The organism is Candidatus Lokiarchaeota archaeon (assembly GCA_014730275.1).
GTDB lineage: Archaea > Asgardarchaeota > Thorarchaeia > Thorarchaeales > Thorarchaeaceae > WJIL01.
Genome location: WJIL01000061.1, coordinates 63,244 through 75,724, shown reverse-complemented (window position 1 = coordinate 75,724; position 12,481 = coordinate 63,244). Strand labels below are relative to the sequence as shown.

Sequence of the window (12,481 nt, the reverse complement as noted above, 5' to 3'; positions counted from 1 at the left end):
TTGCACGCGAGCAAAGCAGCGTCATAGGCACCGCCGCGGCAGTAGTTTCCGGTGCTTGGCCAGACTGCTTTGTGAAATGTTGGATCGAATTGCCCAGTAACCAGTGGAGGCACAAGACATCCAAAGGTAGCCCCGACTTTATGAGACCCGGTTGGGAACCATTTTCCCACAAGCGCAATGATTCTTGCTTCAACACCAGTCAGCTCGGGAGGAAGTTCCATGTAGTTGGCTATTGGTCTGTAGAGACCTCCCTTATCGACGGGTTCGTTCTTCCAGGTAATTCGGAAAAGATTCTGAGGTGCAACTTCCCAGAGTTCCGTTTCTCTTAGCTCTTTCTTTATCTGCTCAGGGACTTTTTCGGGATGTTTCATCTGTTCAAAGGTAGGAATGATTATCTCCCGTTCTCGGCACCGTTCTACTGTTCGTTCGAGCTGCTCTTGATGTATTTCTAAATCGATCATGTTCCCATTCTCCTAGGGATTCTCATTATGATATTTCTACGAGCGCGTGATGCTCTGAGTTCAGCTTATCACAAAAAGGCTTTGATTTGCATGTTTTCATGTGTGGAACAAGTTGGAGGTACTGTAGATGCATTCTATCCCTTGCAGCACTTGTCCCTGATTTCTGTTAGGACCATTATGATTTTAGCTAGAAGTGCGATGATGAACAGTCCCAATACGGCAGTTAGTGCTTCCGGGTAGCCCACGATTGACGCAGCAACAAATGGACTAAATATGATGAATATAATAACTAGCGCCAATATCGGGCAGATTCTATCCCAATCAGTCTGATTCTCTTTCTCTCCCATTCACTACACCACATAACGATTCTCTATGTGATTCTTATAAGCATAATGAGAAATAGACAATGTCGGTTCTTGGTGTCTTTTTGGTTTGTAATACCTCTAATTTTTTGTAGGTGGTTTCCATTCTATCTTGGAAATGGTCTAGCGATTCGACCATTCAATAGTTCGTTAACCCTCCATTTGATTCTTTAGAACCTAGGGGCAGTCTTTCATTTCGCAATGACTATTCCGAGAGATTAAAAGGCGAATAGACGCGAATGTGAAAAGAAAATCATGTAAGCAACTATAGTGCAGCAGGGAATCTTAGCTTAGAATAGTTATAATCCGCTGCAAAAACCATGGTTGTATGACTATTAGGAATACATATTCAAGATAGAACTAGAGGTTGAAGAAGAAATGGCTGAAAATTCGAAACATATTGGCCCTGACGAGAAACTTGTGTACAAATTTGGTGCGGGGCAGGCAGACGGCACTGAGGAGATGAGAAACGAACTTGGAGGAAAAGGTGCCAGCATGGCTGGCATGACTAGACTGAACCTGCCTGTGCCACCAGGTTTTACGATACCCACTAAGGTTTGCAATTACTACTTCGAAATAGGTGGTCTTCCTGAGGAAATGAAAGAACAGGCTCTGGAGGCGCTAGAGTGGGTTGAGGAAATTATGGACGCCAAGTTCGGTGATCCAGACAATCCTTTACTCGTCTCTGCACGTTCTGGTGCTAGACAGTCGATGCCCGGCATGATGGACACCGTACTGAATGTAGGTTTAACCACCGAGACTATCCCCGGGATGATCAAGCAAACAGACAATCCACGTTTTGTCTATGACACCTATCGTCGCTTGATTACTATGTACGCGGATGTTGTAATGGAAATGGCAGAGGGTATCGTTCCAGAAGAGGGACAAGGTATCCGTGTACAGCTTGAGAGGTTGATGAGGAAGAGGAGAATCGAAAAGCGATACATCGACGATACTGACTTTACTGCTGAAGATTTGAAGGAACTATGCGAGGATTTCAAAGATCGAATCAAGGAAGTCCTAGGCAGAGAATTCCCTGACGATCCATATGAACAGCTGTGGGGTGCCATTGCTGCTGTTTTCAAGAGCTGGAACAACCCTCGTTCAGTCTCATATAGGAAAATAGAAGGCATTCCTGATCACTGGGGTACTGCCTGTACAGTACAGAGTATGGTATACGGTAATATGGGTCCTGGATCAGCAACCGGTGTCGCATTTACCAGAAACCCTGCAACTGGAGCTAACGAATTCTATGGAGAGGTACTTTTCAATGCTCAAGGGGAAGATGTTGTAGCTGGCATACGGACTCCTAATCCCCTCAATGAGGAAAGTAAGAATGAGCAGAACCGTGAGCTGGAAAGCCTTGAATCAAAAATGCCCGAGATTTACGATGAGCTTTATGAAGTCAGAGAAATTCTAGAGCGGCATAGTCGTGATATGGTGGACCTAGAGTTCACGATTCAGGAAGGCAAGCTGTACATTGTTCAGTACCGAGTTGGCAAGAGAACAGCGACGGCTGCCCTCAATATGGCTATGGATATGCTCGAAGAAAATCTTATTGATGAAGAAACGATGGTTTTGCGTTTGAAACCTGAACAATTGGGCCAGCTTCTCTATCCTGTAATCGATCCTGATGCGGAGGAAGAAGCCGAACCGATTGCAAAAGGATTGCCTGCGGGCCCAGGTGGTGCATCTGGTCATATTGTTTTCACTTCTGATGATGCAGTGGAATGGGCTGATCGGGGCAAAGACGTAATTCTTGTCCGAGAAGAGACCAGCCCTGAGGATGTTGAGGGTATGAGAGCTTCTGTTGCTACACTTACAGCACGTGGAGGAATGACCAGCCATGCGGCTCTTGTAACTCGAGGATGGGGCAAGTGCTGCATTGTAGGCGCAGCTGCACTTCAAATTGATGCTATTGAGAAACAGATGACAGTCGATGGCGAGGTCTATGAACAGGGTGACGTATTTACTCTAAATGGTACAACTGGCCTTGTATACGAAGGCGAGCTTCCGATGAGGGACTCTACCAGCAACCCTCGGCTCATCGAGTTCATGGAGGCAGTGGACAAGTACCGAATTCTAGGTGTCCGTGCAAATGCTGACAATCCTGAAGATGCTCAACAAGCCCTAGAATTTGGTGCCGAAGGTATCGGCCTTCTAAGAACTGAGCATATGTTCTATGGTGAGGGATCTGATGAACCGCTCCTATTGTTGAGAAAGATGATCCTGAGCGAAACGAAAGAAGCTCGCATTGAAGCGCTTGAGGAGCTGAAACCCTACGTGAGGGACAGCATTAAAGCAACGCTTGAGGTAATGGAAGGAAAACCTGTAACAATTCGATTGCTGGATCCTCCACTTCATGAATTCGTGCCTCAGAGCAAGATTGGTCAAGAGAAACTAGCTAATTCTCTTGGAATCGACGTATCAGATGTTCGCCGCAGAGCAGACGAGCTTCGCGAGAACAACCCCATGATGGGGCACCGTGGAGTGCGATTGGGGATTACCTATCCCGAGATTCCCGAGATGCAGGTGAGCGCTATTATTGAAGCAGTAGCAGAACTCAAGAACGAAGGCAAAGAGGTCTCGCTGGAAGTAATGATTCCTGTGATTGCGGGCTACTCTGAGCTTCAGACTATGAACAACATTGTTGAGGAACAATACAAGGCAGTGCTTGAAGAGCTTGATGTTGATATTGATGTACAGCTCGGTACCATGATTGAGATACCTCGTGCTTGTATGCGGGGAAGAGACATGGCTAAGGTCGCTGAGTTCTTCTCATTTGGTACCAATGATCTGACCCAAATGGGCTTTGGCTTCAGCAGGGACGATATTGATTCGTTCCTACCTGATTATCTGGAAAATGGCATTCTCATCAACGACCCCTTCCAGAGCATCGACAAGCGAGGTATAGGTGGCCTGATGGAAATTGCGATTCATCGGGCAAGGCAGACCAGGCCAAACATCAAATTGGGAGTTTGCGGTGAACACGCAGGAGATGCCCGTTCAATTGGCTTCTTCCATGAAATCGGTCTAGACTATATCTCCTGTTCTCCATATAGATTGCCCATTGCGAGATTGGCAGCTGCCCAAGCAGCCATTCGAGAGAAGCGAGGCGAGCCTCAGCCATAGGTCATAGAATACGAACACTATGCGTTTGCCTTGGGGAGCCAGACTACGAAACTGGTTCCCCCCTCAATTTTATTTTCTACTCGATTTCTAATATCGATTTTTCCACCGTATCTTTCGACAAGATATTTCACTTGATGGAGTCCCACGCCTCCGAATCTCCTTTTGGGGTCGAAGATGGCCTGTTTTCTGGTAGAGCTGAACCCTGGCCCGTTATCGGCAATTTCGACAAGGTATCCCGAGTCTAGTTCTTTGAGCTTAATCCACACATGAGGCGGGGATTCATCATTATGAATTATCCCATTCTCGATAAGATTGTGAAACAGATCGTAGCAGTAGGTATCGGCTTGAATAGTGGCTTCGTTGATGTCATACTTCTTCTCTATTACTGCACTTGGATATTCATTTTTCAAATCGCGGCGACACTCATTGATGACCTTTACCAGATTCATTCGATGGAGGTCAACGGATAGCAGCCCTTCTGTATCGTGGAGACTATGTATGAGGCCATTCGAATTGCCTACCGCCTCAATGATTGCTCCAATAGCTCCCCGGACTGTTGAATCGTTTGTTCTAGTACGTATTATCTCCGCTGCAGTCATTATGGCTTGTAGATTATTCCTGATATCATGGCTCATTATATCCAAATAGAGATTGGCAGTTTCAGCCGCCGTTTTCAGATTTTCACTGGTTCTCTTCTGTCTCGTAATATCTCGGATGGTTACAAAATTGACCCAGTCATCAGCTAATTCAACCGCTTCAGAATCCAAAACAATCGTCAACGTTTGACCATTCTTGTGTTTCAATTCCGTTTCGTGACGACAAAGTTCACCATTACTAATCAAAGTCTGCACTACGTCGGTACTGTTATTCTGGGTTGCATACAACGATTTGAAATTCGTATTCTTGAGTTCTGAAATGCTATATCCAAGAAGAGAAGAAGTTGCTTCATTAGCTGCGAGAACTTCGCCTCTGCTTCCAATTATCATTATTGCCACAGGTGCAGATTCAAACAGGGTTTGGTATTTCTTTTTACTCTCTCTTAGCTCTCTTTCCATTTCTACTTGTTCGGTGATATCCCGCACAATGGCTTGCAACAACACCTCTCCATCCAACTGGATTCTGTTGAGACTTACTTGTGCATGAAACAGCTTTGAATCACAGCGCTTGTGAACCCAACGGAAGACCTGTGGCTTCCCATCCATTGCTCTGTGAATCCTCTCAAGAGCTAGTCGTTTAGAATCTCCACCATTAGGCTGATGCTTCGGTGATAATTCAAATGGATGCCTACCTATGATTTGATCTCTTTCGCACCCGAACATTTCCAGAGTGCGGTCATTACATTTGACAAATCTTGAATGATTCATTATGAAAATGGCATCATTAGCGGATTCAAATAATACTCTATACATGAGTTCTCTTTTTGCAATCGCATTCTCAATTCGCTTCTTGGCTGTTATTTCCTTAATAATGGCAATCAGGCTTTCCTCATCATTATGAAGCTCTATGTCAGCATGGAACCATCTGTCTTCTCCTTCAATCATTAAGGAGTAATCGAAGCCGTGACGACGCTTAGTTTCTCGAACCTGGGTTGCGGTATCCTGGAATTTCGTCCATAGATGCTTTGGAATCACATTTCTGATAGGTTTTCCAATGAATTCCTGTGGATTGGCATACAGAGGTGTTTTCTTTCCCCCATAATACTCAGCGAATGTGTTATTCGCACCTATCACAAAAACTAGTGACTCAAGGGATTGGAGGACCTCTTTTTCCTCATTTTGATTCATTGAATCACCTTCTTTGATTTCCACAACCACACAAATTTCCTAGAGATTATTTGGTATCGTTTATTTGCCATCTAAATAAGTAAATTCGTGTGAAATGTATTTTTTTGGATTAATTGGGGTTAGGTTCGGAATCTTCTCATTATGAAGATTGTATTGAATATGCACTTTAAATCATAGTGTTCGCTTGAGTGTGGGATGACGCTCTCGGTAGCTTTTTAATTGGGGTTCAAAGGGTATCAAAACTAAGAATTGAGGCTATAGGGAAATGACAAGAATTCTAGTTACTGGCAGCTATGGCCAGATTGGGACTGAGCTTATTGAAGCGTTGAGAGAGAAGTATGGAGGCGAAAACATAGTAGCAACTGGCAGGAAGAAGCCGCCAGACATTCTTAGAGAGGATGGGCCATACAAGCGGCTTGATGTGCTTGATACGACCCAATTTCACACGCTATTAGTTGAATACGACATTGATGTCCTAATTCATAACGCATCAGTACTGTCCGCTGTGGGTGAGAAGAATCCACAGTTGGCATATAGAACAAATGTACAAGGAAGTTACAATGCATTAGAGGCTGCTCGCACTCTAGACTTAGATCAGATAATCATTCCCAGCTCAATAGCGGCTTTTGGGCCAAGCACACCAAAAGAAGACACTCCAAATGATGTTATTATGCGCCCTACAAGCATGTATGGCGTTACCAAAGTTTTCATTGAGCTTCTTGGCGAATACTATGCGAAGCGTTTCGATGTAGATTTCAGGTCATTGCGCTATCCCGGTATCATCAGTTCTGAAACCTTGCCCGGTGGAGGAACGACAGACTATGCCGTTGAGATTTTCTATGAAGCACTAAGGAATAAAGAATACACCGTCTTTTTGGAAAAGGACAGTCGTCTTCCAATGATGTACATGCCTGACTGTATAAAGAGCACCATTGATTTGATGGAAGCCGATGAACCAGACTTGGAACACAGAAGCTTCAACATTACGGCTATGAGTTTCACTCCCGCGGAGCTTGTTGCTGAGATTAAGAAACATATTCCAGAATTCAAAGTCGAATATGAACCAGACTATAGACAAGAAATTGCTGACTCATGGCCAAGCTCCATAGATGATAGTGCGGCACGTGAGGAATGGGGCTGGGAACCGGACTACGATATTGCGGCTATGACCGAGGACATGATAGAGAAGCTATCAAAGCGAATCGGTAATTAGACAAACGTTGCACTAGATTGGTTAAGAACAACGAACGCCTCACTAAGTCGTTGGGGGCAAATAAATTGGCCCCTATGGCTCCTAAGCACGGGAAATAGATTAATCCCAATTTGGTCCACGGGCTAATCTTCGTATACGCGGAACTTGAACCCCTTATCTTTCATCATGTCCAGCAATTGTTTCATAGCTTTTTCATCGGGTACTTCTAAAGTAAGAATGATTTCTGCTTTGTTGGGTTCAATATCCGGATCGCTTCTGTCATGTGTGATTTCGACGATGTTTACTCCTGAAGCAGCAACTATCTCAAGTACTTTGTTAAGAACCCCCACTCTGTCCCTGATCGTACCTTTCAATCGAATGTTACGCCCCAGTCGGAAGAGCTCTTTGGAAACCAGTTTTGACATCATTGACATATCGATGTTGCCTCCTGATAGAACTGCAACTGCCTTCCGACCATCAACTTCTATCTTGCCATGCTGTAGGGCAGCTAGTCCAACAGCTCCTGCTGGTTCTACTACAATCTTCGCTCTCTCAAGCAAATGAAAGATTGTCCTGCTAACCTGCAACTCACTTACAGTTACTACATCCTCGACAAGATCCTTACAGATTTGTACAGTGCGGGGAGCTGGTGATTTTACAGCGATGCCATCACAGAATGTATCCATTGCGGTGACCGCGCTTACTTCTCCCTGTTTGAGTGATTTCTGCATGGCTGCTGCTTCGTCCGCTTCGACACCGTAGATTTCGACATCTGGATTTGTTTCCTTGATAGCAATCGATATTCCTGAAATCAGTCCACCGCCTCCAACTGGAACTGCTACCACATCCACATCGGGGAGACTCTCGAGTATCTCCAAGCCAATAGTCCCTTGACCAGCGATTACATTTTGTGCATCAAAGGGATGAATGAATGTCGCCCCCGTTTCTTCTGCAGTTTTCTTAGCGTGAGCCAAGGCTTCATCAAAAACCTCCCCATGCAATACTACCTCGGCTCCATATCCTCTTGTGGCGTTAATCTTGGCTATTGGAGAGAATTTTGGCATGACTATGGTGGAATGAATTCCTAATCTACTAGCTGCATAGGCTACACCTTGGGCATGATTCCCGGCCGAAGCTGCAATGACTCCTGCTTCTTTCTCCTTCTCATCAAGCTGAGATATTGCGTAGGTGGCTCCCCGAACCTTAAAGGATCCGGTTTTTTGTAGATTTTCTTGTTTTAGATGGACTTCTCCATTCGCCATTTTACTGAATGTTGTTGAATGGTCGAGTGGGGTAATGTGAGCTATATCTTTTAGTATCTGCTTGGCCTGCTGTATTGAAGAATGAATCTTAGAATAATCCACCAATTTTCTCTCCAATTACCACGAGTCCGTTATTGTCATTAAGTATTTTGCAGGCAAGTGTGATGAAGAAGAAAAGATAACTGGAAAGAAAGTTTCCTTTTTCAAATCGTCTTTTTCTTTGTTTAAACTATTATCACTTACTCGACTTCAAATTGGAGAGGAGAATTGGGGAAATGGTAGGAGAAGTTGGTATCTGTCAGCTTAATCGTGAAGTGCTGGGTCTCGCATTCACAGCCGGTCCACTTTGTCCAGATATCGACTATTACTTCCTTATCAGGAATTGTCTTGCAGGGAGCACAGAGGCTCCATGGATCATCTACTACAGGATACTGATTGCTGTCAAGGCATATGTTCTGTTTGAGATAGAACGTGGCTTGCCACCATTCATGGCAGCAGTCTGGTTTTTCGCCGCGTATCCAATCGACATACACCATGCCAGCTCTCTGACCTTTCTGGTAGAGTGTGATCTCTGCGTCAATCGGTTCATAGCCGCCAGTAACAAAGAGATCAACATACCAGTTAGACATGGTCTCGTTTGAAATGCAGAGTGGCATTTCTTCAGGTATGTAGTAGTTCATAATTTCGATATCGCCAACGACTGTGTCGAATTCCAGTTCACCGCATTCCGATGCTGACAGAGAACCCTTCTCCGAAGAGACGGGAGCTGAAATACTATCCATTCTAGCCAGAGCATCTTCATTCCAAGAACTGGCGATACCTAAGTCGCCGTCGTCACTTTCCGTGTATCCTTCAGTTCCTGCGAATGCTCCTACTCCAAGAGCAACAACCAAGCTCAAGCATAGATAGTAGATCATCCTTTTATCAAGCAATGCAATCGGGAGATTGGAACGTTCTCTCTCCGTTGAACCCAATTACCATCCTCTCTCTCTAGGCTTTAACATTTGAAGTTTTGAAGAACCATCTATTCTATGTAATGCATCATAGATTAGCTGGTCTCCTATATTATCTAGATATTATGTATTAAACTTTCGTACAGCTTTTACAATGCACTTCTTGGCGTCTAGAGCCCAATTTGAGCAATTATGTTCCTAGATTCCTCGGATTTGCCTCGAAAATTCAGAAGACACGTTTCTTGATATCGATTCCTCGTTTCCTCATTTCAGCAATGAAGGGTTCCGCCGGTACAGCCAATTCTGGCGGCAATACTCCTCTTTCCTCGATATTGCCATTGCAAATCATAGTGGCAACAGCTGATGCAGTGAATGCGGTTGTTCTTGCCATTGATGTAAGTCCGGTTCTATCGTCGTAATGATCTATCAGTTCATACTCTAGCTTGCGTGACTCGGTGCCCTTCCAGCCACTCACATCAATTCTCAGAAGGGTAACATCCTCCTTAACTTCTGGGAGATTCTCTTCGAGCAGTTTCTCGAGTATCTTTCTTGGGGCTACTTTGGTTCCTGCTACAGTCATTTCTTCTGAATTCATTAGACCCAGCTTCAGCAGTGTCCACATCTTATGACCATGCCCAGGATATCGAATAGTCTTGTAATTGAGATTCTCAACTTTTCCCTCGTATGTTGATGGTAACGTGGATGTACCTCCACTTGTATTGAATGCCTCCAGGGTCCCAAATGGCTCAGGGAATTGGATTTGTTCAAAACCAACGAGTGGGTTTTCAAAAGCAATTTTGCCCTCCTTAAGGACTCTACATGGTTCTACGTACTCATTGATGAGACCTTCAACAGAGAATACAAGAGAATAGTTCAGAGGAGGTCGGGGATTCTTCGGAAGACCTCCAACTCTGATTACGACCTCTTCAGTTCGGTCGAGATAGTTGATGCCGCTGCTAGCAAGGATATTTGTCATTCCAGGCGCAAGTCCACAATCTGGAATTACGATGATATCAGCTTTTTTGGCAGGGTCATTCATATCCAATTGCTGTTCAACTATCTGGAAATTCCCCCCTAGATCAACCATGTTCGTCCCAGTTTCAATTGCTATCTCCGTATGGAGTGGATTAACTCTGTAGCTCACACAACTAACTACGACCTCCACGTCAGAAAAGGCATCTTTGATCTCTTCTCTGTTCTCCGCATCGATTTTGAGGGGGGCTACCTTTGGCCCTCCAAACTCAGCTACCTCGGTTGCTCTTCTCGTGTCTATATCGCCTACCAAAACCTCTGTGCATATATCATGCGCAGCGAGATCAAAAGCCACACCTTTTCCCATTTGACCCGAGCCCAATACCAATGCTTTCATGTTTGCGTCTCCATTCTATGGATGGTGCTACATGAGCACGGTACGTAAAGAGGGTATCGGCTAAATCCAATGGACGTTTGACTTAGACCTCTCTTGAGAATATGGCTTGCTTTGAAATGAGGTTTGGTAACAGGAGACGCTGCTTGGGTGCAAAAGCTGTCTGCTCTTGGATTCGTGCGACCAATTCTTCAGGGGTCATCTCGACATTATCACCCTCTTCTCGTCTTCGAACACTGAGCTTCCCGCTCTTCTTTTCCCTATCTCCAATCACGCAGATATAGGGGACCCACATTTTCTCTGCAGATCGTACCTTCTTGCCAACGGTCATGGATCTATCATCGATTTCATACCTTATACCGGCTTCCTCGAAGACTTTGCTAAGCTCAACGCAATAATCTACAAAACTGTCGTCCAATGGAGCAAGCCTGACCTGAACAGGTGTCATCCAGAGCGGTATGTAGGGTTTCTTGCCCTTTTCCATATCCTTGTACGCCTGCTCAAGAACACCATAAAGAACTCGTTCGATGGATCCTGATGGGGAGGTATGAAGTATCAGGGGATAATGCTCTTCTCCATCTTCACCCACGTAGGATATGTTGAAGCGTTTGGAGTTTTCAACATCGATTTGGATTGTGCCAAGACATCCAGCTTTCTCCTGAGAATCAACAACGTTCCATTCACCTTTGAATACGAAGTAGGCATAGCGCTCATCAAAAACCTCGAGCATGACGGGTTGTCCTACTTTCTCAACTACACCATTAACGAAATCTCTGTGTTCCTCAAAGAATGACCTAAGGACTCGGAATGACACCTCGTAGTCTATTTCCATTTCTTGATGGAGTTTCTCGACGAATTCCATTTGGTTCATGACCGAATCTTTTGCCATCTCGATATCCGAAACAATCTCATGGATATCTGGCATGGTGAATGCTCTTGGTCGCCTCATCCCTGCTAGCTCTCCTGATTGCTCTCTCCTGTAAGAAGGCGCAATTTCGAAGAGCTTCAATGGCAGTTGTTTGTAGGAAGCCTGTGCTTGGGATACAAGCAAGAACTGTCCAAAACAGGCTGAGAAGCGAGCGAAGTAGTCTTTGTCGCCACTCCGCACAACGTACTGTCTAGACGGGAATCGCTGTAGGTATGACTTGAGTGATGGATGATTGTAATCGTAGATAAGTGGCGTCTCAACTACATGTGCACCATAATCCACCATTTCTGCGGTCACTCTCTTCTCTACCGCTTTCTTGAGTGTGAGACCCCGTGGTGGCCAGCGGAAGTTGCCTGCATCAGAACCAGGCTCGTAATCTACAAGCTCTAAGTCCTTCATGATGTCGATGTGCCCTGGGGGTTCGTGGGCGGTACGATCCTTGGCTATCTCGTAGTCTACATACATTCGTAGCTCTTCTTTGTCACTGAAATCATAGTCATCAATTTCAGTTAGCTCACCACCTGGTTCCATTATGTAGAATACCGACTTAGCTTCTTCTTCAGCTTCTAGTGCTGTCAGATCCTCAGATACCTTTACTTCTGTTCGTCCTTCAGCTTTTGAAATGTCAAGCACTTTGGATCTCTCAGCCAATGGATGTCCCTTGCAATGAATAGAGAATTCCTTGTACCAGCCGAATGGCACCCTAGTGACTTCATAATCCATTTCCTGAAGCTTTGAGGCTACGTTTCGGAGAAGTGCGAGTGCAACATGTGGAGGGCTTGGATCCTCGGTAAGATGCACCCATGGATACACAACAATCCTCTTCTCATTTACATCCTCTGCTGCTTTAGCTATCATCTGAGTTGTTTTTTCGGTGACAAGCTCGATATCTGTACTGTCACTTTTTTCTCCCGCGATGAAGTTGACTAAGCATGAATCCGAAATTGATATAGATTCATCTTCGACTTCTTCAGCATTCTTCAGAGCCTTCTTTTTGAGCTCAAATGAAAAGCTGTTACTATGGATTTGAAGCATCCTCAT

9 protein-coding genes are annotated in these 12,481 nt (G+C 44.8%); 2 read left to right on the top strand and 7 right to left on the bottom strand.

The genetic code is table 11. From position 1 onward, the window contains the following. Both GF309_06590 and GF309_06585 read right to left on the bottom strand, forming a co-directional pair. On the bottom strand, positions 1-461 hold a 461-nt coding region (locus GF309_06590), incomplete at its 3' end, for a pyridoxal-5-phosphate-dependent protein subunit beta (protein MBD3158444.1). Between the two features lie 134 nt (positions 462-595). Continuing rightward, the gene (locus GF309_06585) at positions 596-808 is read right to left on the bottom strand and encodes a hypothetical protein (protein ID MBD3158443.1); all 213 of its coding nucleotides are present in this window, start codon (positions 806-808) and stop codon (positions 596-598) included. 393 nt (positions 809-1,201) lie between these two features. Here GF309_06585 and GF309_06580 point away from each other — a divergent pair, with 393 nt between their 5' ends. Then, positions 1,202-3,955 (top strand): pyruvate, phosphate dikinase, encoded by a 2,754-nt coding sequence (locus tag GF309_06580; protein ID MBD3158442.1) that lies wholly within the window; start codon positions 1,202-1,204, stop codon positions 3,953-3,955. Between the two features lie 17 nt (positions 3,956-3,972). Here the strand turns inward: GF309_06580 and GF309_06575 are convergent, their stop codons facing one another. Continuing rightward, positions 3,973-5,739, bottom strand: a complete 1,767-nt coding sequence (locus GF309_06575) for a PAS domain S-box protein (protein ID MBD3158441.1) — start codon at positions 5,737-5,739, stop codon at positions 3,973-3,975. A 265-nt stretch (positions 5,740-6,004) separates the two neighbouring features. Here GF309_06575 and GF309_06570 point away from each other — a divergent pair, with 265 nt between their 5' ends. Continuing rightward, a complete protein-coding gene (locus tag GF309_06570) occupies positions 6,005-6,952 on the top strand; it encodes an NAD-dependent epimerase/dehydratase family protein (protein ID MBD3158440.1) in 948 nt (315 codons plus the stop codon). 122 nt (positions 6,953-7,074) lie between these two features. On the opposite strand, the gene GF309_06565 is transcribed toward GF309_06570, so the two are convergent. The 4 genes from GF309_06565 to GF309_06550 all read right to left on the bottom strand — a co-directional run bounded on the left by GF309_06565 (position 7,075) and on the right by GF309_06550 (position 12,481). Continuing rightward, a complete protein-coding gene (locus tag GF309_06565; protein ID MBD3158439.1) occupies positions 7,075-8,280 on the bottom strand; it encodes a threonine ammonia-lyase in 1,206 nt (401 codons plus the stop codon). A gap of 152 nt (positions 8,281-8,432) precedes the next feature. Continuing rightward, complete coding sequence (locus GF309_06560; protein MBD3158438.1) at positions 8,433-9,167, bottom strand: hypothetical protein; 735 nt, start codon at positions 9,165-9,167, stop codon at positions 8,433-8,435. Positions 9,168-9,372: 205 nt separating this feature from the next. Continuing rightward, positions 9,373-10,515, bottom strand: coding sequence for a saccharopine dehydrogenase (locus GF309_06555; GenBank protein MBD3158437.1), 1,143 nt, complete (start codon positions 10,513-10,515; stop codon positions 9,373-9,375). Positions 10,516-10,597: 82 nt separating this feature from the next. Next, positions 10,598-12,481, bottom strand: a complete 1,884-nt coding sequence (locus tag GF309_06550; GenBank protein ID MBD3158436.1) for a threonine--tRNA ligase — start codon at positions 12,479-12,481, stop codon at positions 10,598-10,600.